This is a genomic window from Tunturiibacter psychrotolerans (genome assembly GCF_051013365.1).
GTDB classification, from domain to species: Bacteria; Acidobacteriota; Terriglobia; order Terriglobales; family Acidobacteriaceae; genus Edaphobacter; species Edaphobacter psychrotolerans_A.
In genome coordinates this window covers 5,843,377-5,866,052 of sequence record NZ_CP132941.1, presented here as the reverse complement: position 1 = coordinate 5,866,052, position 22,676 = coordinate 5,843,377, and the positions used below count along the sequence as shown (strand labels likewise).

Here is a 22,676-nt window from a genome sequence, read left to right as displayed (position 1 = left end):
AGCCGCGCCAACACAGGTTGTTCCGGCGATCCTCTCCGTAAACCAACGAGTATTCAAGCCGATTCGCGCGCTCCCAGCAGAGACAGCGAAACCGTCGGCACCCCTCCAGAATCAAACTCATAAGCGATATACTTAATGTTTGCGGAAAACTCCGCGAAGCATTACTCAGTACGTCACTTATGTCCCTCCTCTGGCTCAGAGTCGCGGTCTCTCTCTACGGCATCGCCGCGCTCGCGGTCTTGCCTGCAGCCCTCTACGACCGCCCCCGCTGGCGTCACATAGCCATCCCTGCCACCGTAGCCGCTGTTTTCTTCCACTTCGTATCGTTGGCCGAGATGCTCAACCAGGCCCACCATAGACTTCCCGTCGATACCCACGAAACGCAGACCCTCCTTGGCCTCCTGCTCGCCCTGGCCTTTCTCCTCGTCTACGCCCGCTACCGCACTGTCTCCCTAGGCATCTTCCTTCTGCCCATCTGCTTTCTCCTCGGTCTGGTTCCAGCCTTCCATCCCGGCCAGGAGAACACCACCTTCCCCATCCTCCACACCGGCTGGATCTTTCTCCACGTAGCTCTTCTTCTCGCTGCCTACGCCGCGCTTTTCCTCTCCATGCTTGCCTCGCTTCTGTATCTCGTTCAAGAGCGCCGCCTCAAGCAAAAATCTCCAACCATCTCCTGGCTGCCACCGCTCGAAACGACCGATCAGATCGCACTCAAAGCTCTTCTCTTCGGCCTCCCCTGCATGACCGCCGGCCTTCTCATCGGATCGCTCATCGCCCAGGCCACGGTCGGCGCTTCCTACTTCCGCGACCCCAAGATCCTTCTCGCCTTCGCCATGTGGCTGGTTTACGTGGCGATGATCCATATACGGCGCATCTCCGGCCTCCGCGGCCGACGAGCCGTCTACCTCTCCAGCTTCGTCTTCCTGGTCGTTCTCACAGTCTGGGTGGCAAACCAGTTCTCTGCAGTCCACAGGTTCGCCGCCCCATGACCACAACGACACAGGGGCGCCTCGTCCTTCTCGGCATCAATCACAACACCGCGCCAATCGAGGTTCGCGAGCGTCTCGCCATCCCCGCCGAGCGCCTCGCCGACGCCACCCTGACCCTCCTCCACCAGCCCGGAATCCGCGAAGGCCTCATCCTCTCCACCTGCAACCGAGTCGAACTCCTAACCCTCCAGGACGACGCCGAAGCCACGCTGCCACAAACCAAAATAGATCTCCTTCGCTTCCTTCACGAGTACTTCGCCGTCTCGCCCCACGACATCCAGCCCCACCTCTACGAGTTCCGCGAACGCGAAGCGGTTCGCCATCTCTTCCGCGTCGCCAGCTCGCTCGACAGCATGGTCGTCGGCGAACCCCAGATTCTCGGTCAGGTCAAAGAAGCCTATACGATCGCACGCGATGCGGGCGCGGTCTCTACGCATCTGGAAGCTCTGCTGCAACGCACCTTCACAGTCGCAAAAAAAATCCGCACTGAAACTCAAATCGGTTCAAGCTCCGTCTCGATCGCATCCGTTGCTGTTGATCTCGCCACGAAGATCTTCGGATCACTCTATGGAAAGACCGTCCTTCTCGTAGGTGCTGGCAAAATGTCCGAACTGGCCGCCCGTCACCTCATCCAGAAGGGCGCATCGTCCATCCTCGTCACCAATCGCACCCAGTCCCGCGCCGAAAAAATTGCCGAGAACTTCAGCAGCCTTACCGTCCACACCGAAGCCATTCCCTTCGAGGCGCTCTACGAGCAGGCCGACCGCGCCGACATCGTCATTACCTCCACCGGCGCCCCACAAAAGATATTCGGACGCTCCCATGGCCAGCACTTCCTCCATCGCCGGCGCAACCGCCCCATGTTCTTCATCGACATCGCCGTCCCTCGCGACGTCGATCCCCGCATGAACGAGGTCGAAGGTTGCTTCGTCTACGACATCGACGATCTCCAGCAGGTCGCTGCTGCCAATCTGGCTGATCGCAGCCGCGAAGCTGCAGCAGCAGAAACTATCGTCAGCAGGGAAGTGGACAAATACCACGAGCGTCTCCAATCCCGCGACGCTGTTCCCGCCATCAAAGCCCTCCAGCAGCAGGCCGAACAACTCCGCATGGCCGAACTAGCGCGTTCTCAATCTAAACTCGCGGATCTTACCCCTCAACAACGCGAAGCCGTAGAAGCCCTCACCCGTTCCCTCACCGCCAAGCTCCTACACCCTCAACTGGCTGCCTTGCGGGAGTCCACGCGCCCAAAAACCTCCGAGTAGACTCAGGCCATCTTTGCCTGAGCCACTAGGAGCCTGAGCCACTCGGAATTCTCGTGATCCACACCAGAACAGCGAAACTAAACTGCGCCGGAACCACGAAAGACTGCCGGAATAGTTTGAAACAGAATCTTGATATCAAGCCACACGGACCATTGGTCGATATACCGCATATCCAGAGCCATCCACTCATCGAAGCTGATCGAGCTTCGCCCCATCACCTGCCACAGACATGTAATTCCAGGTTTGACGCTGAACCGTCTCCGATGCCAGTCCTTCGAGAATCCTTCATAATCTCTCACAGGAAGCGGCCGAGGTCCGACCAGACTCATGTCTCCGCGTAAAACATTGATGAGTTGAGGGATCTCATCGAGACTCGACTTCCGCAAAAACTTCCCCAAGGGTGTGATGCGAGGATCGTTCTTCAACTTGAACGTAGGACCTTGAGTCTCATTCAAGTGCTCCACCTGAGCCATCAGCTTCTCGGCATCCACCACCATCGTACGGAACTTCAGAATCTCGAAAGGCCGCTTTCCGTAGCCGATCCGAGTCTGCCGAAAGAAGACCGGTCCTTTGGAAGTCAACCTGATGAGCGCTGTGACCAGCAGAAAAACGGGTGCCAGAGCCAGCAACAGTACCGCAGAAACCACTGCGTCAGTCAGTCGTTTAATCATGAAGCCCCAGGCATTCCATGACTCATCATGCAGCGTGATCGTTCCTACGCCGCCCGGTAGATATGCAGTTCGCTTCGGCTGTTGCTGATCGAAAAACGTTCCAATGCTTCGAACCGCAATCCCATGATCACGACAGGACGCGACTATCTCCGCGATCTGTTGATAAAAAGATGCCAGCGGCAAAGCAACAATCACTTCGTCAATCGACATCGTTCGGAGTAGGGACGGAATCGAATCCAATCCTCCCAGCAGAGCGCCCCCATTGGAGCTGGCCGTTTCTTCAGACCACCATTGATCGTCGACAAAGCCCTGTAGGTGATAACCCCACTCCGGGTGAAGCGCTACATCCTGCGCAAAGCCGTGGGCGCGCTGATTCGTACCAACCACTAAGATATGACGTAGGTTATATCCCCTCGAACGAAACACACGCGCCAAAGCTCGACCCATAAGCCTCGTGGATACGAAGATACCGAAACTCACCACTCCAAAAACGATGCTGATAAAACCGAGTTCCGCGATGCTGTGCCTCGAGTGCGAGCACACCAGTCGCAGCCAGAGAAAGCAGGAGAGCGCGCAAAGGAAACTCGCCAGAGATACATCCATGACTTCTCTTAGAAGCCCGTCCACTCTTCGAGACCGATAAAACTTATTCGACCGGAGAATTCCGTGCCATACTACCGCTAATACGAGCGTCGCAAGGAAGACCTGGATAGGGTGCCGAGTTTCCAGTGACTCGAGGAACCCAAAGAAGCGGTGCCCGGAGGTAAAGGCGTACACTGCCCCCAGAGTACTGAACAACAGACAAATGTCGCCTAGCTCCACCAACTCGATAAATATCTTTCTGTTAGGTGGCGTCATTGGTGTAGCCCCTTTATCAGTGCGGTCCAGCAAGTTATGATGCGAAGCCAACAAGGAAAAAAACGATTACCCCACGTCACTAGAGTAACCAGGTAGAAAGCGTTCCGCAATGAAGCGGACGATCTAAGAAAGCCTTCTCATGTACAACGAGTGTTCGCTATCTTGCCTTCTGTAAGCATGTAAGCAATTTTGAGGCCGGACAGACGGTCAATGAACCTAATTCTTTAACCAGACCAAAAGCATCATGAAGGTGCCCGTATACGCCCTCTTTGGAATGTGATCTCGAGACCCGAGAGTTGTGTGAAAGGATTTGCGGTTTGGACTACCAAATGCTCATAAGTACACATAGAAAAGTGAGAACGGCCATGGAAACGACGGATTATCTACTTGGAAACTCTGGAAGTGCTAAAAAATTGCTACTAGTTGGGAACTTTCGTTCCTTTCGTACTTCGGCGGGTGCACTTTAGTCGCATTCATTAACTGCGATACGGCACTATAATGAATTTATTGATAATGCAGATTCTGGCGTTTCCGTGCGACGGAGAAATATGCAAAACGAACCGGGTATCCGCGATGTTTCCAGACTGCTTGACCAACTCTCGATCCCAGAGAGCTCATCCGGCTTAGCGAGCCGATATCGGAATAGTCTGCCGTTTCCTCATCTCACCATCGACAACTTGTTCAACCCAGAGCAACTCACGGCTCTGGTGCAGGAGATGACCCAGGCCAGAAGTTCCGACTGGGTGCATCACAATACCCAGAATCTCGAAAAGCTTGGACAAAAGTCAGCTGCGGGGCTTGGTCCAACCGGATTTCAGCTCGTGGCGCTGCTCCATTCCGCTCCGTTCCTCTATCTTCTTTCCGAAATTACTGGAATCTGGAATCTTCTGCCTGACCCCTATATGCATGGCGCCGGTTACAGCATTATTCCGCCAAAGGGAAAGTTCGACGTTCACATCGATTCCAATGCGGATATTACCAGCGGTCTGATCCGTCGCCTGGCCCTGATCATCTACCTCAACCGCGATTGGAGCCCCGACTATGGCGGCCAACTCGAGTTGTGGAATAAAGACGCCACCCGCAAGGAAGCTGAGATAGAGCCCATCTTCAACAGAACGTTACTCATGGAGATCTCGGAGTCTAGTTACCACGGCATCAATCCAGTAGTAGAACCAAGCGGAAGATCGCGCTATTCCTTCATGATCTACTACAACACCGCTGGAAACATTCTCGGCAAAGAATTGGGCGTGCATAGTTCGATCTATGCTCCGGCTTGCTATCGGCCAAAGCCCACTGTGCGTAGTGTGGTTCGCAAGTGGACGCCTCCGGTCTTCTACGATTTTGTTCGTCAGAGGATGAGGTAGTTCGTCTCGCCGATGGAGTAATTCAAAAGTTGCCGGCAGGCATTCAGCTTGGACCCGAACTTCATAGGCAATCAAACTGAGATTTGCATCTCAGCCAATATGTCTGTGCCGAGAGGCGCTCACGTCCCTTTCGGATGAGTCAGTCTTCTCACTCAATCCGCATCAGATTGCTTCACAATGAAAGAGCCGGGGCTGCAGTGCAGTGAACCCACAATAGATTTTTTGAGGTCTGATGCGGATTCTGTTTCTACACAATCGATACATATACCGAGGTGGAGAAGATGAATCCCGAGAGCAGGAGATCGCGATGCTTCGCGCTCGCGGAGAAGAAGTCCTCGATTATGTGCTCGATAATGCCGAAATAAAAACTGAAAATCTGATTTCCGTCGGTATGCGTTCCATCTGGAACGCCAAAGAAGCTGATCGATTGAAAGACCTGATTCGATCGACCAGGCCTGACCTTGTGAAGGTCGATAACTTCTTTCCTCTGCTTTCCCCGTCGGTCTTCGCCGCAGCGAAGGCAATGGGCGTCCCTACAGCACTTTCCGTACGAAATTACCGGCTCATCTGTCCTTCCGCCAATCTGTTTCGCGAAGGCCACGTATGTACTACCTGCATCGGCAGCAAAGTCGCATTCGCCGCCATACAGCATCGCTGCTATAGACAGAGCTATCTTCAGTCGGCTGCCGTCGTTGCCAGTAACGCCTATGCTCATCTCCGCGGTACCTGGACACACTCCGTCGATCGCTACATCGCTGTCAGCAGCTTTGTAAAGCAGCAACTTATCGAAGGCGGGTTTCCCGAGGAGAAAATTCTCGTGAAGCCGAACTTTATCTCAGATAGCGGTATCGGCGACGGTTCTGGCGGCTATGGTTTATATGTCGGCCGATTGACTGAGGAGAAAGGTGTTCGCTCGCTTCTGAAGGCTTGGTCGGATGTTCCGCAATCAGTCTCTCTGAAGATCATTGGTGATGGCCCACTCGAGGGCGTCGTCCGTCAGGCGTCGGATGCTGATCCGAGAATCGAGTCCCTTGGACGAAAGTCGCTCTCCGAAGTCTGCGAATATCTCGGCAAAGCCGCCTTCCTTGTCTTTCCTTCGGAGTGGTATGAGCCCTTCGGTCGCACCATTGTTGAGGCCTACTCGAAAGGAACACCTGTGATTGCAGCCTTGACCCCACCGATGAAGGCCATGGTTGAGCATGACGTCACCGGCCTCTTATATAAGCCAGGCGACAGCAGGGACCTAGCCTCCTCCGTAAGCATCCTAATGGCAAGTTCGGAGCGTCTGAATCTAATGCGTGCTCAGGCCAGAGCCAAATATCTTGCTGTCTACACAGAGGATCAGAACTACCGGCAGCTTATGGATATCTTTCACCAATGCATCACGAACAATTCTGCCCAAACCATCGGAATGGAGAGTCGATTGCAACAATAAATGGTGAGATACCTTCTCAAAGTAGAGTCAGTCTTATAAGTTGACCAGCATCTGCGAAAGTAACAAGCTTTTCAACTGACGAGAGTAATCTGGAATTTGTTACATGTTTTGAACAAATTGAAGTTCGAGATAGGTCTCACAAAGAACGAAAATCCTAAGCAAGGCTCGCAAATGACAGTAAGCAATACCACAAGGATGAAATCTACAACCTGCAACGATCTGCAAGTCTACGGCTCCGAGAAAGCTCTATCGCATCACAGACAGTTCGAGGAGACCTATAAATCCTGTGGTATATTCATGAGTAAATATCTTATCTGCACTGTAAAAATTTTATCCCTCGAGCCTCACGAGGGTGTTTCTCTTGAGCTAGCACAATTCATAGCATTCCCCCATGGAGCGGCACCGACCAAGGGCGAATGCGCAAAAGGATTATTGCTATGAGTGCACTTCAGCCACACTCTTCTCTTACCAGACCACAATCTACTGCTCTGGGCACCTTATCGGATGGCTCGCTCTTCGGATCCGTGCCTTCGGAGTACGAGACGCTTTCAGGCGTCCTCAGGGTTCTGCGCAGGCGATGGAAGACCGTTGCTCTGGTAACACTCGGTATCTTTCTTCTGGGCTTGGCGGTTTGTCTGTTGATGACCCCGAAGTACGCCGCGGTGGCCACCATCGAGATCAATAAAGAAGACAATAGCGCAAATGTCTCCACCGATGTCGTACCTGCCTCGCCGACTGCCGATGAGTTGAAGGCCGAGATCGAAACCGACATCAGCGTGCTCCAAAGTGATGGTCTGGCGCTCGCCGTGATTCATGACCTCAACCTCACGCAGACGCGACCCTTCAACAAAGCTATTGTCGCGTCCGAAAAAGGGAAGCCCCTCGATCAGGCGCCTCTCACCCGAGAAAAGTTGATCAAACGGTTTGAGAAGAGTCTCACCGTCGAGTCGCCGCCGGATACCCGGCTCATTACGATTACGTTTTTAAATCCAGATCCGGTTGTAGCCGCGAACGTCGCAAACGCGATCGCGCAGAAGTTCATCGACAGCGCGATGGACCGTCGCCACAACTCAACCATTCAATCCTCCTACTGGCTTCGAAAACAGCTCGAAGACCTTAAGAAGCAGGTCGAAGATTCGGAACAGAAGCTGGCGGACTACCAAAGAGAATCCGGCCTGGCGGGTGTCCAGCTAGCCGGTGGTGGTCCCGGCGACAACGGTGCGACCGCAGGCACAACACAACACAGCACCGTAACGGATCGGCTCTATGGACTGAACCAGGAGCTGACCGCTGCAGAGTCCAACCGCATCGCCGCGGAGACGACCTTCCACCTTGTCCAGTCGCAAGATCCTGAGGTAGTGATCGGCTTGGGAGCAGCAGCGGGCGCAGGCGGCGCAGGTGCACTTCCCGGAGATGGAGGGATTCAGCTCATCCGCTCCCTTAGAACTCAAGAGGCTGAGCTCGCACAGGAATATGCAGGAGCGGCCGTGAAATACGGCGCGAATAATCCTCGCCTCGTGCAGACGCAACAACAGCTTGATGCCATCAGGGCGCAGATGCATGCCGAGCTTCAGCGCATCAGTAAGCGCGCTGAGAACTCGTACATCTACGCAAAGAACAATGAAGAGACAATTCGGCAGCAGTTCGTCAAACAGCAGTCTGCCGCCAATGAGATGGCCGACTCGACCGTCCACCTTCAGGTCTTGGCGCAGGAAGCAGCCTCCAATCGAACTCTCTACGAGAATCTCTTTTCGAAGCTGCAGACGGCAAGTCTCGCCTCGGGCGTTCGTGCCACCCGCATCGATATCGCGGATCAGGCTCGTCCCGCCGGAACCCCGGCCATACCGAACTATCTCAAGTATCTGTCTCTCATTGCAGGCATCGGCATGTTCTTCGGCATCTCGTCTGCCTTTCTCCGAGAGTCTCTCGATGAGACAGTCCGCAGACCGCGCGATTTCCAACTCCTCGGAGGCCTGCGCATGCTTGGCTACGTCCCCCGGATGGGAACCAAGAGTCTGTTGACGGTATCGGGCGGAGACAGCAAGCTGATTGACGCGCCGAAGGCTCCCTTCTCCGAAGCCTTTCGTGTCATTCGAACCTCGATCCTGCGAGTCTTCCCATCCAATGGGCCTAAAACTCTACTCGTCACCAGTGCTGCTGGCCGCGACGGCAAGACCACAGCGGTCTACAACCTCGGAGTGGCCTTTGCTCAGCAAGGTGCGCGTGTTCTTCTGTTGGATTGCGATCTCCGCAACCCCGATCTGCATCGTCTCTTCGGATGCGCGATCTCTCCCGGCGTAAGCGATCTTGAAGACCCGGTCACTGAAGCCGAAGTTCGCGGAGTCGTTCGGCACACTTCTTTACCCAATCTCTACATGCTCCCCGCCGGGCACCCACCCGCGTTTCCCGCCGAGTTCTTCGAATCGCAAACCTTCGATGCGCTTCTGCGCGTTTGCAGCGCAGACTACGATTACGTTCTGATCGACAGTCCTCCCATCCTCTCGGTCACGGATACCTCCATCATTGCGAGCAAGGTGGGCGGCACCATCGCAGTAGTTCGGTCACGCAGAACCACCCAGTCGGTGCTCTCCAGCATGATCGACAGCTTGCATCACGCCAATACCCCGGTACTCGGTGTTGTGCTCAACGATGTTCGCAATCCGACAGCTGACGGGTTCCATGGTTACAGCTACTCCAGGCAAGAGGAAGGTCAGGTTCATGCGACTATCTAGTCTTTATGGAAAGATGTGTCTCGCTCCACTGTTTCTAGGGGTCTTCACACTCTCGTCATCGACAGTCCGCGCTCAACCTCCCCAGCCGAAGGTCGGAGGAAACGGGACTTTTGACGGCGCGGGAGCGGGCGATACTCCGGGCGCAAATGGCAGAAGAAGGCTAACGACTCTAACTGCGGTTCCCGAGGACTTCTCCGCGCTTCAACTCGCCCCCGGCTTTCTTCTCAGCATGGAAGTGTATGACGCTCCCGAGCTATCCACCGACGCCCGCATCGACACCCATGGGGACATTACTTTACCCATGATCGGATCAGTCCACGTCGCTGGCCAGACGATGACCGAGGCCGCCTCTGCGATCGAGGCACGTCTCAAGGATGGAAAGATTCTCAATAGCCCTCAGGTCACTCTGAATATCAGTGAATATGCCGGTTCGAACGTCAGTGTTCTGGGCGAAGTGCACAATCCAGGACGGATCGAGTTGTTGGCGCCTCATAGCCTCGAGGACGTCATCGCTCTTGCCGGCGGTGAAACTCAGGTAGCGGGAAACGTCATCGAGATCCGCCATCCGGAAGGCGTCACCCCGCAAAAAGAGATGGTCCATTATTCCCGTGACCCGGATGACATGACGCTCGTCGATACAAAAGTTCATCCAGGAGACACAGTCACCGTGCGGCGTGCTGGTGTCGTCTACGTGCTAGGCGGGGTTACTCGACCAGGCGGGTACGTTATGCAGGAAGGCGGCGAACTGAATCTGACCCAGGCTCTTTCGCTCGCCTATGGGACGACCCTCAACGCCGCAGTCAGCTCCATGCGGCTGATCCGCAAGCTCCCGGACGGCCAGGTGCAGGAGACGAACATTCCATATAAGGACATCGAGAAGGGAAAGATTCCGCCTCCGCGGTTGCAGGCTGAGGACCTCGTCTATGTGCCTATCAGCAAAACAAAGACGATTCTCACGACCGGAATCTTCGCAAGCACTTCACAGGCTGCCATCTACGTCTATCACTAGGGCCTCCCTTGCTGACTTCAGCCGCAGCTTCGCCGTGCAGACCAGCTAACAGCGGGAGATCTCTAAGTCGGTCTCGCAATCATCTCGGAAGCCGCAACTGCGAAACACTCTCTTCGTTGCAGCCCGACTCTATCGCCTCTCGGACAGGATGGAAATCTTTATGACGGCAGATCAACCCTACCCGTTGCAGAAACAGAATCCCCTTCTGTACTGGACGACGTTGATCTTTCTCGTGGGGGTTCCGAACTTCATTCATTTCGACGTAACTGGCCGCACGCACGAGCAGGGTCTGCTCAACCCGACGTCCCTCAGTGCGATGGCGGTCAACTTTCTCTCTACCTACATCCTGATCGTTGTAGTGATACTGTCGCGGCGGCCTCTGTTCTGCCGCAAAGTGAACATTGCGGGTTGGCTCTGGATTGTCCTCCTTCTCCAGATGCTGTTGTCCACGGCTCTTGCGCCGGCAAGTCGCCTTACCCCTCCCACATTCAGCGATAACTTGATCCCTCTCTACCGCATGTACGAGTGGATCCTCGCTTTCGCCCTTGTCCTTGCGCTCTACACCCGTACTCCAGAAGATCGTGGAACGGAGTTGATGGTGGAGCTCATCGGACGCATGTCTTGGATTTGGATCGCGATCACCTACATCGTACTTCCGATCATGCCGTCCCAGGTCTACGGTGGTGCAGGCGAAGGCGAGATGACCAGCGTTCATGCGCAGCTTGGTGGTCAGCTGCTATCGCCGTCCTATCTCTCCACGCTCTCTGTGGCCGCTTTTTTCTACGCACTTTTTTTCTTCCCTCGCGGTCTCGCCAGATTTTGCGGATGCGTGGTTGCTTTTGGCACCCTCGTCCTGGCTCATACGCGCATTGAACAGGGTAGCTTCCTCATACTGATCTTCTTGTATGCGGTATTTTTCTCGGGCCTCTTCTTTCTGAGGATTGCCACAATCGTCTCCACAGCGGTTTTGGCAGCACTTGGCATCTTGTTTCGAAGCACGATCCTCGAGTACATCGCTCGTGGTCAAAATGCCAATTCGCTGGCAACACTGAATGACAGAACTCGCGTGTGGGCAGCCGCTATCGAAGCAATCCGTGCCAGACCGATCCTCGGATACGGCTACGTCGTGGGTGCGAAGAACGCGCTCAAAGATCACTGGATTTACGCGCACTGGATTCCGCCTCACGCCCACAACGAACTCATTCATGCGTTTCTCAGTGGCGGCATACTTGCGGCTCTTCTGGCTCTCTGTATCTATGCCCGGGCACTTTGGGCCGGCTTCAGAACCGCGCATCGTGGTCTCCAACAAATCTTTCTTCTGTTCATCGTCATACTTTCCACGGTGAGATCTCTTGGAGGTCCAAACCTGACCTACATCTTCACTCGACCCGGCGCTGTGTTTCTACTTGCCTTCATAGGGCTTGTCGGCGGCGCCGCATCACACTCATCTCGATCGAAACTTCGAAAGGTCTCGCAATCTTCCATTCCGTCGATCCCTCAAGAAGTCGGCGCATAGAGACCCTTCCTGCGCCAGTGATATCCTTAACCCAAGTCACGGATTCGGCAAGAGCACTTAGCTGTCGCCTTTGGATTTCTCCTGATGAACCGGTCTCCCCAACGTTCTCCTCTCCAGCCCGCAGAGGTCCCAGTGGGTACTGAACTCTTGGAAAAAAAACAGACTTTTCTCGCTCGAATCCTTGCACGGATTGGTGGCGGCCGAACGCCGGCTGCTCTCTTCGATCAGGGCCTGGTCAGCGGCGCAAACTTCGTCACCAATGTTATTCTCGCGCGCTCCTTTGGGCTTCGTGACTATGGTGTCTTTGCCCTTGCATGGGTCGGAGTCTTGTTTGCCAACAGCCTTCAGTACGCAATGATTGTGACGCCCATGATGAGCGTGGGCCCCAAACAAGATCAGGAAGACCGGCCCGCCTACTACGGCTCCGTGCTCGTCCAGGAAATTGCCTTTGGTCTCTTCGTCGGACTCATCATGTTCGTCTGCGTGTGGTACTCCGCAAGGTACTTCCCCCAGTGGCACATCGCAGGCCTTGCCCTGCCAATCAGCGGTGCCGCGGTCGCTTACATGTTGCAGGAGTTCCTTCGACGCTATTTCTTCTGCACCAGCCAAAGCAAGCACGCTCTCACCTGCGATATCGTGAGCTACCTTACTCAGGTGCCGATCATCTTTTGGCTCTCTCGAAGCCACGGTGCGAAGCTATCCACCATGCTCTGGATCATCGCCGCGACCTCGCTGATCGGATTCCTCTCTTGCCTCCGCTGGTACGAGCACGTTACCTACAGTCGGCATGCCCTTCGAACCGTCTTTCTCCGACATTGGCAAATGTCTCGCTGGCTCGCGCCATCGGCCTTTATGCAATGGGCATCAAGCAATCTGTTTCAGTTGGCCGCTCCGGTCTACTTCGGTGCTGCGGCCTCGGCTGTTCTGCGCGCCTCACAGAACATCGTAGGTGTCGCCCACGTCTGGTTTCTCGGACTGGACAACGTCGTGCCCGCAGAGGCCGCACGCCGGATGCGCCGTGAAGGCGTTGAGGGCATGTTGCGTTACGTCAGGCGAATTACTTTGCAGTGGGGAGCCATAACGCTTGCTTTCACGGGCCTCGTGGGTTGTTTCCCTTCGTTCTGGTTGAAGCTCGCTTATGGAACGAAATATGCAGGTGACGGATTCGTTCTCCGCGCATTCGCGTGCATCTATTTAGTCGTCTTCATCTCGGGCCCATTGCGTTATGGCTTGCAGGCACTGGAATACACCGCTCCCATCTTCTGGACCTATCCTGTTCTGATCGTTTTCTCCGTGGCGCTAGCCGGGCCCTTGGCTAGCAAACTTGGGATGAAAGGAGTCATGATAGGAATGTTGGCGAGCCAGGTTCTCTTCCAGGGACTCATTGGGATAGCATTTTGGCTGAGAGTTCGAAAGATCCGTCGCGAAGCCGCGTTAGAGGGCGCCGAAGCGTTATATCCCCGCTAACGCCAGGCTTTTTCTGACACGTGGCGGCCGGACGATAAGGCGGCCGCCTCTTCAAGAAGAGCGATATCTTTCGCCGTATAGGTACTCTGAATCTGCTCATCGTTTCGAGACTGAAGAACGTTGCCGTGGTAAAGCCCGCTATCTTGCGTCCCAGGAACAAACGGAAACCTCAGAGGCCGACTCCAGATCTGTCGCGTCTTCATCCCGGCTCGCAACGCGTTGACGTGCAGCCAGACATCATCTGCCTTTGGGCAGTGCTGCAGAAACTCAGTTCCGGCAACTTTCAATCTCCGCAACAGTGAAGGCGGATAGATGCAGCCGGACACACCCGTAGCAAAGTGAAGAAACTCTGGCTCCGTTGATCGGCATGATGCCCACGTCTGATACGGCGTGATAATGCCCTCCGAAAGCTTTATCCGATGCGCCCGATAACAATTAACGGCCTCTGGAAGTTCGCGATGCGCTCGAACCAGACCCTCCAGCCACCACCTGCTGTAGAGAAGATCGTCATCAGCAGTCGCAAGCGGTGTTTCGAAGGTATCGCTGGACAAAAGATAGGGATAATACTTCGTGTGTGGACCGAAGTTATCGCTCAGGTAAATCTCAAGACCTCTCTTCACCAGCCTTTCAAGGCCAGCAGATCGATTGGCAAACGCCTCTGCGTTATCCACCCACAAGATAAGCCTCGACGGCAGAACAGAGCCGGCAGCAATCGATTCCAGCATCAGGTGAACCGACCTCAGCCGCTCTCCATAGGTGGTCACTGACACCACAGGCCCACCGGGTGCAACCACCGGGGCCTTCGAGCGCTCATTGCGTGAACGCAAGTATGTCAGTTGAAACTTTGTAACTTTTGTCTCGTTTCTCAAAACGAACAGCCAGGCCTCAATGGCTTGACTCGATAAGTCAATCTTCGTGGCACGTAGCGTCAAAAAGAGCCCCCTCGTAGATGATAAAAATAAAACCAATCAAGGCTGTCGAACGCAGCCGTCACGTTGCCTTCTCCACAAGCTCCGCATACAGCAGCTCAGCTTTGGCCGCACGAGAGGCCCACGTACTCGTCCTGGCGAAATCCCAGCTCGCGCGCGACATCGCATTCTTTTGATCAACGCTCATCGACGCGAATCGATCGACTGCATTGGCAAGACCGCACACAACCTCAGCAGGAGTCGTTACCGGCACCTTGATACCCGCCTCTTCAGGTACGACGTCACGGGCGCCATGCAGATCCAGCGTAATCACCGGCAGTCCAACGGCCATAGCCTCCAGCAACTGCACCCCGGAAGTCTCACGCAGGCTGGTAAACAGAAGCACGTCATGCTTCAGATACTCTGCTCGAACCTCCTCCCACGACAGTCGTCTTCCCGCCCAGTGAACGCGGTCACTCAACCCTCGCTCAGCGATCATCTGCCTCACGGTCGCCTCCGCAAGTCCGTTCCCGACGATCGTAAGCGTCCAGCCATGCTGCACCTTGGCAAGCGCATCGAGCGCCATCGGAAGAGCCTTCCTCGGCAAGATTCTCCCCACCCAGATCAACCGCACCGCAGGCGTGCCTAACTTGAAACTCTTAGGCTCCGGTGCAAGATAATCCGCACCCACTCCGTTATCGAACTGCAGCCTGACGTCTGATCGTCCCATCGCCCGTATCAGCTGCATCGTATCGTCGTTCGCCGCGAGCACCGTAGTCATCTTCCCGAGCCACCGTCTGTGAAGAGGAGAGAAGGGAAGTGCTTTTGTCAAAAGTGTTCGACGCTCCTCGGCACGCCTGCTCGATCCGAAGTACTCCAGCATGCTTGCAGGCGCTGTCTGACCTCCTCCCACAGGCCCGAACACAGTCGGAACGCCTAAACGCCAAAGCTGCGTCGGCACATGAATGCTCGTGTAAGTAACGTGATGCACAAGATCAAACCGCTGCTGACGATTCAACGACCGCGCAACTCCGACCGCGAACATCTGCCAAAGCGCGTAGTGCATCCCGGTGCCAGGTTTGAACAACTTCGTCGGAACCGACACGTAGCCGAAAGCAAGATTTCCATTCGGATGAGCCTGCCGGTAAGCTTCAATCTCGTCGCGCCCCTCGCGGCGAGTCAATACTGTAACGTTGATTCCGCGTTCTGCCAGATGCATCGCCCAGTTCCAGCCATTGCCCGGTTCAGAACCCGAGTTTGGCATGCATGCATAGGCTGAAAGCAGAACATTCATTCGCAACAGACCTCTTCTTCAAAGATGTTTTTTCTACGTTGTTTGTATAATTAAGAAGCCTGCTGATTGACCGCAATTGCATCTGCAGGAACAGTTTACCGAGAACTGTATCTTTGATGCTAATTATGAGAGGACAACAGATCCTCAATCGTCCATCCTGATCGTACTTCCACCCGAGGACACACGATGAAGATGCGCTTGGCATTATTCCTGCTGCTCTTTCTAAGCGGCATCTATGCAGGGGCCACGACTTATACAGCCACTGCAACGCATCTCACCATGCACGTCGGCGATCCTCTGCCGCCTCTGATCTTCAAGATGTCGTCCTACTCCGGAACCTACGCTGGCCTCTTCAAAGGTCAGCCGAAGTTGAGCACGTCCGCCACTTCCGGCTCTCCCGCAGGCAACTACCCAATCCGAATCTCAGCAGGCTCCATGACAACCGTCAATCGAGCTGACAGCCTGACCTTCGTCGATGGCACGCTTTCAATCATCCCTGCCGATGGAATCGGTGCGCGACTCACAAACAACATCGTCTACCCTCCAGGCTTCACGAGCGCAGCCGCATTTGCAATCATTGACGTGACACACAACCCCATAGCCAATCTCGTAGGCGATGGAGTCACCGACAATACTGCGGGGCTACAAAGATTATTCGCATTTGACAGAGGATCGGCCGAAAGCAAAGTCAGCACCTCTGTCAGCGGCAATACCTACACCGTGACTCAAGTCGGCGGCTCCGTATTTGCTGGACTCGCGCCCGGCTCTCCCATCCGAATAGCAGGCGGACTCTACACCATCGCTGCCGTTCTTGATCCGCAGCATCTCACGCTCACCACAAACCCCGGCAGCCTCGCCAACGTAAACGCACGCCTTCCACCGAACGTAGTCAGCACCAACGGAACAACCGTTACCGCCGTCAGCGGCCCTACCTTCGCAGCGCTAAAGCCAAACTTCAGCCTTCAAATTGGCAGCGTCTTCTACAAAGTTGCGTCCGTCACGGATGCAACGCACCTCGAACTCACCACCGCCGCGCCCCCGCTCAAAAATGTCAACATGTTCTACGGCGCAGGCGCAGGCGGCCAGCTTGGCGCCTTTCCGATGTTTCTCTACTTTCCCCCCGGCGTCTATCTCGCAAGCGACACCATCATCCCCTACGGCAACTACTGGTCCATCTATGGAGCCGGAGCTCAGACATCCATCATCAAACTCGCACCCAACTCCCCTGCCTTCAACACAGGAACAAATCCCGTCCAGTTTTTCAGTCCGCTCAGCGTCAACAAGAACGACAACTTCCACGTCTTCATTGAAAACATCGGCTTCGAGTCAGGCGTCGGTAATCCCAACGCTGAAATCTTCACCACGCAGGTCAACAACATCGGCGCCATCAGAAACGTTCAGGTCTGGTCCGACGACTCAAACTGCGTCAACGCTCTCAACCTTCGTCGCGCCTATCCTGGCCCAGGCATGATGCGCAACGTTGCCGCCTATGGATGCCAGAACGGCATCTACAGCAATCAGCAGGAGTACAGCTTCACCTTCGAGGACATCACTCTCGAAGGTCAAACCGTCGCAGGCATCGGCAGCACAAACATGAAGTTCAGTATTCGCCATCTGCTAAGCGACAACAGCGTACCCGCTCTCCAGGCCGAACTCTTTCACGCCAACACAACCATCATCGACTCGGAGCTTTTCGGAGACAACTCCAGCGGAATCGCCCTGCAGAATGGCAAAGAGCGTGGTCAACCGGGTTGTCACCTCTACACGCGCAACGTAAAAGTCATCGGCTACGCAACGTCGGAGGCAGACTACTGCGTAACTCCCGCCAAGATGTATAAGGGAGACCTCACAGAGACCTGGTCGGGCGAAGCTCAAACTGTGTTCGATCAATCCGCTCCCCCGGGCTCTCTTCATCTTCCCGAATCAGAGACACCACAGCCCAACGACCCGGATCCACGCACTTGGACAGTATTGGGAACGTCTGTTTCCACCTGGGCGGCTACCATCGCGCAATCGAAATCTCCAACCGTCTACGCTCCGCCAGGCCAATACGGTGGTCGCGGTTCGTTCGACATAACAGTCCCCGACACGGTCAATCATCTCCAGTTCTTCACGGCCATGCCCACACCAGGCCGAACCTTCTTCCTCAATCTCAACGTCGCGGGTTCCTCGAAGACTCCTCTGATCATTGAGGGTTGCCCGAACACCGCCTGCAACATCAATCACACAGGATCTCGAACACTCGTCCTGATCGACGACAATACCTACAACTATTCAGCCTCTCCAGGTGCAGGCAATCTCTATCTCGATGACGCCATCCTCGGTGCCAACAACAATCCGGGCAACACCGTCACGTTCTATCCCACTCAGCACATCTGGGCTCGGCAACTTGATCAAGAACAAGCCCATGCAGACCAATTGACCTGCAATGGCTGCACACTCTGGATCCTTGGCTACAAAACCGAACACAACGGCACAGACATCGTCGCCACCGACGCGCAGGTCGAGATATTCGGATTCTTTTTCTACAAGCTCTCCACCGCGGCGCCCGACTCCACGACGATGAAGATCACGGATTCGAACCTCTTCGCGACTGGATACGAAAACATCAACATCGCCGGCTATGGAGCACCTAACTGGGTCATTGAAACTCGAAACGGCAACACCTCGCGCCTCGCCGCTCCCGGTGTCAACAGCCCTCAACATCTCCACGTCTTCTACTCCTACGGAGGCAAGAAAGCGTCAAACAATTCGGTCCGTAAAATTCACGGCACTATCAATAATTTCTAAAAGCAGCCCTCCCCGTTTGACGGCGTAGATATCGAAATTAGATCGCGTCCGCATACAACCTTCAGCGACCACAATTGCCGAGCTCGTTCTCGTGCAGAGCAACGCAACTGCATCTAAATTACAGAACACATCGCAGGAGCCAAACGATTTGCGCATCATCCATATAATTCCAGGAACCGCCGACCCGAACACGGCGAATGGAGTTAACAAAGTCGTACACTGGCTCGCCACGAACATGGTGGCACAGGGTCATGCATGCGAGGTCTGGACATTACTCGCAACGGAGCAGCCTCCCACTCACGCCCACACCTACAAGCTCGTTGCATTCCCAAAAAGCAGATCGCAGTTCGGCTTAGCAGAAGACCTCCGCGCAGCACTGTACGCTCTACCGGAGAGCGCATGGGTTCATCTGCACTCTGTCTTTGTTCCGCAGCTCACATCAGTCGCAAAATTACTCCGCAAAAGAAACATACGATTCGGCGTCACTCCCCATGGAGGCTACCTCTCTGACCGCAAGGGCCGCTCGCTCGCAGGCCGACTAAGGAAGCGGTTCTATCTCTCGCTGTGGGAAGGCTGGACCCTGCGAAATGCTTCTCTGGTTCACGCAATCGGCCAGACCGAAGTAGATGACCTCAAGTCTCGATTTCCCACCGTTCATCAGATCACCCTCATCCCCAACGGCTTCGAATTGCCCGCTGCCCAGGACATCGCCGATGAGGTCATGAAAATAAAATCGGCAGATGCTGAGGCCACCGAGCCCTCAATTGTCTATTGCGGGAGAATGGCAATCTTTCAAAAGGGACTAGATCTTCTTGTAGAAGGATTCGCACGCTATCGGAAATCCGGAGGCACGTTGAAGTTGACGATGGTGGGTGACGGTCCTGATCGGCCTCAGCTGCAAACGCTCGCAGATCAGCTTGGCATCGCCGACGCGATCAGCTGGACAGGACAAATCTTTGGATCGCCTCTGCGCACCACTCTAAAGGCGGCGATGTTCTTCGTTCACTCCTCCCGCTTCGATGTCATCCCCACAGCATGCCTCGAAGCGGCTTCATGCGGCGTCCCACTCATCGTCTCCGAGGAGACCAACCTCGCCGATTTCGTTCGTCATTGGAACTGTGGTCTGGTCCTCGCTCCCAACACCCCCATTCGCCTCGCCGAGCTCTTCCAGCAGGCAGAGGAGTTCACAACCGCTGAACGCACTCACATGGGCGACTCCGCAAGAGCAATGATTGAAAACGATTTCACTTGGAGTGAGATCTCTCGACGCATCATCCTGGCGATAGAACAAACCAACGGCAGATATTGAAGAGACATTGCTATAAAAGAATTAAAAATTCTCAAGGTTGTGGACCAAGTCTCTCGCGCAACTTGGTCTCATCGAACAACTTCTGCGCTTCGATGCGTAAGAACCACCCTTTAGTACCATTGTGGCGGGCGGGGAAGTATGCAACTATTTGCGAATGAGAAAATGCCCTCCCCCTCCCCAATTTCTCTCTGAGATTTCTGCGCCCCGCGAAATCCATCGAGTGCCAACAACCCCTCGCGCAGCAGTAACCGCGATCGTCTCCCTTTGTATCCTCGTGTTGGTTGGTTGTTCCGGACAAACCATTCCCGTCACAGAGGGTGGCACGGCTGCCCCGCAGCCGCTCACCGTATCGGGCGCAAATCTTAACACGGGAACACTCTCCTTTCCCGCAGGCTTTATGACCTCCGTCAAAACATACGGTGCCAAAGGTGACGGAGTCACCGATGACACGGCAGCAATTCAGAGCGCCCTCTCCGACGGTCGATCGAATGCGTCAGCCGACTACTACGGAGTGCCCAAGGCGCTATATTTCCCGCCCGGAACCTACCTCGTCAAGAACACCCTGCAGTGGGTCGGATGCTGCGTCACGCTGCAGGGATCAGGTTCGTCCAGCAGCGTCATTCGCCTCGCACCGGACGCCAGCGGCTTCAACAACTCCGCTGCTCCAAAGCCGGTGATCCTCACCCCACTTGGCAATCAGTCCTTCCGTCAAAACATATGGGACCTCGGCTTCTCGATCGGCCCCGGCAACCCTGGCGCCACCGCGCTCAACTATGTCTCCAATAACATCGGCTCCATCCACAATGTTCTCGTCAAAAGCGAAGACGGAAATGGCCACGCAGGCATCGACTTGACGCGGCAGTACGCTGGTCCTCTCATGATCCGCAACACCGAGGTGCAAGGCTTCGACGTAGGCGTGGATCTTCAGAACGCCGAGTACAGCACCACCATCGAAGGCATCACTCTCTCCGGCCAGAACATCGCTGGCATTCGCAACAGCAATCAATTGGTCAACGTTCGCGGACTCACCAGCACCAACAAGGTTCCTGCCATCACCAACAGCGGCGGATTCGTCGTCCTGCTGGACGGCAGCCTCTCCGGCGGTATCGCCTCCGTTCCCGCAATCCAGACCAACAGCACGATGTACCTGCGAAACGTAGCCTCGAGCGGATACGAAGCGACGTTGCAGGATTCAAGCACCGCCACTCCGACCCTTACCAAAGGCACCATCGTTCATCTCGTAGTCGGCGGCGCTCCGTCAACCCTCACGGGAACCGCATCCTCCACTACAGGTGTCAACATGTCTATCGGAGAGACGCCATCCTTCACAAGCACAAGCCTCTCGGACTGGGCCGTCTTCACGCCTAAGTGGTACGGAGACACCTCAGGCCTTCAGGCCGTGCTCAACAGTGGCAAGCACACCGTTTACTTTCCGTTCGCCGCATATTTCTCTTACAACGAAGCCGACGTTACAGTACCCGACACCGTCGATCGAATCGTAGGATTCTCTTCCGTGGTCAACCTCGGCGCAGGGACAAATGGCGGCGGCATTCGCTTCGTCGTCACTAGCAACAGCACCACGCCACTCATCATCGAGCAGTTTGGTTACGGAATAAAGATCGATCATCGCGGCAGTCGTCCCGTCGTTCTCAAAGATGGGTTCATCAACAACTACGCGAGCTACCCCGGCGCCGGCAAGCTCTTCCTCGAAGATATCGGCATTGACAGCTTCAACATCCAGAAGGGCCAGCAGGCGTATATACGTCAACTCGACAATGAGGTCTCCGCAACCAAGATCTCCAACCTCGGCGGCTCCCTCTGGATCCTCGGCCTTAAAACCGAGCAAGCCGGCACAGTCATCAGCACCGCCAGCGGCGGCGAGACAGAGCTTATCGGCGGCATGATTTATCCAGCCATTGCTGTCCCCTCCACACAAGCCGCCTTCGTCTCCACAGACGCGCAAACCTCCTACATCTACAAAGAAGACGTCTACTGCAGTGGCTGTGGATATGCCACTCAGGTGCAGGAGACACGCTCTGGCGTAACCAAAAAAATCACCTCACCGACCACTGGTAACTTCCGCATGCCGCTCTTCGTCGGTTACAAATAGTAGCTTTAACATGGGCTGTCGATGCAGACGATCGGTCGACAGCCTCTCGCTACTTTCGTATACTGACCTAACAGATTCTGGTAATAGAGTTAGAGGAGTTCACTCCGATCGAGCGGGCACTCTCTACTGATCTTCAACATCTGATGCCGTATTCATCTTCACAATCGAGGCCCGATCATGATCTCTGGCGATCCGCCAAGAATCAACATCCTTGGTGTCGGCATCAGTGCACTCTCCATGGAGAGCGCGCTCGAGCAGAGCGAGGCGCTCTTGAACCGCAGCGGCAACGGATATATCTGCGTTACGGGTGTACACGGCATCATCGAAGCCCAATCGGACGAGTCCTTCCGGACCATCCTCAACAAATCCTTCCTATCAACCCCCGATGGCATGCCCACCGTCTGGCTTGGCCACCTGCACGGCTTCAAGCACATGACCCGCGTCTATGGCCCCGACTACATGCTGAAGATGTGTGAACTCTCCGTGCAGCGCGGCTATCGCCACTTCCTCTACGGCGGCAGGCCCGGCGTCGCCGAGGAGTTACGAAGCGAGTTGATCCGCCGATATCCGGGCCTGCAAATCGTAGGCACCTACACTCCTCCCTTCCGACCGCTTAACGCAGAGGAGGAGCAGGATCTGCGAGCACAGCTTGAAACATCTCAGGCCGACATACTCTGGTGCGGACTCAGCACGCCCAAGCAGGAGCGATTCATGTCCGCCTATAGCGGCCGCCTCCCCGTAAAACTCATGGTCGGCGTCGGCGCAGCGTTCGACCTCCTCAGCGGCAATCTGGCAGAGGCCCCCGACTGGATGAAACGTTCCGGCCTCCAGTGGCTCTACCGCCTCATCAAAGAACCGAAACGTCTGTGGCGCCGTTACCTCCTCAACAATCCAAGATTTATCTGGCTCAGCTTTTTACAGCTATCCCGTCTCCGCCGCTTTTCTATGTAAGAAGGGAA

The 22,676-nt window shown here is 55.2% G+C and carries 15 protein-coding genes; 12 read left to right on the top strand and 3 right to left on the bottom strand.

Annotation, left to right across the window (positions count from 1 at the left end; genetic code table 11):
- The first annotated feature begins 179 nt into the window (after window positions 1–179).
- On the top strand, window positions 180–989 hold the full coding sequence (locus RBB76_RS24955; protein WP_429633798.1) for a cytochrome C assembly family protein: 810 nt from the start codon (window positions 180–182) through the stop codon (window positions 987–989).
- Window positions 986–2,254: a glutamyl-tRNA reductase gene (gene hemA, locus RBB76_RS24950; RefSeq protein ID WP_429633796.1), complete on the top strand. Its 1,269-nt coding sequence runs from the start codon at window positions 986–988 to the stop codon at window positions 2,252–2,254. The genes RBB76_RS24955 and hemA overlap by 4 nt, the downstream gene beginning before the upstream one ends.
- 77 nt (window positions 2,255–2,331) lie before the next feature.
- On the opposite strand, the gene RBB76_RS24945 is transcribed toward hemA, so the two are convergent.
- Entirely contained in the window at window positions 2,332–3,783 is a 1,452-nt protein-coding gene (locus RBB76_RS24945) for a sugar transferase (RefSeq protein WP_429633794.1), read from the bottom strand.
- A gap of 548 nt (window positions 3,784–4,331) precedes the next feature.
- Between RBB76_RS24945 and RBB76_RS24940 the strand changes: the two genes are divergently transcribed.
- The 6 genes from RBB76_RS24940 (at window position 4,332) to RBB76_RS24915 (ending at window position 13,306) form a co-directional block, all read left to right on the top strand.
- Window positions 4,332–5,147: a 2OG-Fe(II) oxygenase gene (locus tag RBB76_RS24940; protein ID WP_429633792.1), complete on the top strand. Its 816-nt coding sequence runs from the start codon at window positions 4,332–4,334 to the stop codon at window positions 5,145–5,147.
- A gap of 307 nt (window positions 5,148–5,454) precedes the next feature.
- Entirely contained in the window at window positions 5,455–6,582 is a 1,128-nt protein-coding gene (locus RBB76_RS24935; protein WP_429633790.1) for a glycosyltransferase, read from the top strand.
- A 437-nt stretch (window positions 6,583–7,019) separates the two neighbouring features.
- A complete protein-coding gene (locus RBB76_RS24930; protein ID WP_429633788.1) occupies window positions 7,020–9,314 on the top strand; it encodes a GumC family protein in 2,295 nt (764 codons plus the stop codon).
- Complete coding sequence (locus RBB76_RS24925) at window positions 9,301–10,323, top strand: polysaccharide biosynthesis/export family protein (RefSeq protein WP_429633786.1); 1,023 nt, start codon at window positions 9,301–9,303, stop codon at window positions 10,321–10,323. The genes RBB76_RS24930 and RBB76_RS24925 overlap by 14 nt, the downstream gene beginning before the upstream one ends.
- Window positions 10,324–10,483: 160 nt before the next feature.
- The gene (locus RBB76_RS24920) at window positions 10,484–11,839 is read left to right on the top strand and encodes an O-antigen ligase family protein (RefSeq protein ID WP_429633784.1); all 1,356 of its coding nucleotides are present in this window, start codon (window positions 10,484–10,486) and stop codon (window positions 11,837–11,839) included.
- A 132-nt stretch (window positions 11,840–11,971) separates the two neighbouring features.
- On the top strand, window positions 11,972–13,306 hold the full coding sequence (locus tag RBB76_RS24915) for a lipopolysaccharide biosynthesis protein (protein WP_429633782.1): 1,335 nt from the start codon (window positions 11,972–11,974) through the stop codon (window positions 13,304–13,306).
- Here RBB76_RS24915 and RBB76_RS24910 read toward each other — a convergent pair.
- Window positions 13,303–14,076, bottom strand: coding sequence for a hypothetical protein (locus tag RBB76_RS24910; protein WP_429633780.1), 774 nt, complete (start codon window positions 14,074–14,076; stop codon window positions 13,303–13,305). The two genes, RBB76_RS24915 and RBB76_RS24910, sit on opposite strands and share 4 nt — an antisense overlap.
- Window positions 14,077–14,296: 220 nt before the next feature.
- Complete coding sequence (locus tag RBB76_RS24905) at window positions 14,297–15,508, bottom strand: glycosyltransferase family 4 protein (protein WP_429633778.1); 1,212 nt, start codon at window positions 15,506–15,508, stop codon at window positions 14,297–14,299.
- Between the two features lie 186 nt (window positions 15,509–15,694).
- Here RBB76_RS24905 and RBB76_RS24900 point away from each other — a divergent pair, with 186 nt between their 5' ends.
- The 4 genes from RBB76_RS24900 to RBB76_RS24885 all read left to right on the top strand — a co-directional run bounded on the left by RBB76_RS24900 (window position 15,695) and on the right by RBB76_RS24885 (window position 22,668).
- Window positions 15,695–18,298 carry a glycosyl hydrolase family 28-related protein gene (locus tag RBB76_RS24900; RefSeq protein WP_429633776.1) on the top strand — a complete coding sequence of 868 codons (2,604 nt, stop codon included), beginning with the start codon at window positions 15,695–15,697 and terminating at the stop codon, window positions 18,296–18,298.
- A 148-nt stretch (window positions 18,299–18,446) separates the two neighbouring features.
- The gene (locus tag RBB76_RS24895) at window positions 18,447–19,607 is read left to right on the top strand and encodes a glycosyltransferase family 4 protein (RefSeq protein ID WP_429633774.1); all 1,161 of its coding nucleotides are present in this window, start codon (window positions 18,447–18,449) and stop codon (window positions 19,605–19,607) included.
- Window positions 19,608–19,827: 220 nt separating this feature from the next.
- Window positions 19,828–21,717 carry a glycoside hydrolase family 55 protein gene (locus tag RBB76_RS24890; protein WP_429633772.1) on the top strand — a complete coding sequence of 630 codons (1,890 nt, stop codon included), beginning with the start codon at window positions 19,828–19,830 and terminating at the stop codon, window positions 21,715–21,717.
- Between the two features lie 177 nt (window positions 21,718–21,894).
- Entirely contained in the window at window positions 21,895–22,668 is a 774-nt protein-coding gene (locus tag RBB76_RS24885; protein ID WP_429633770.1) for a WecB/TagA/CpsF family glycosyltransferase, read from the top strand.
- The last annotated feature ends 8 nt before the right edge of the window (window positions 22,669–22,676 follow it).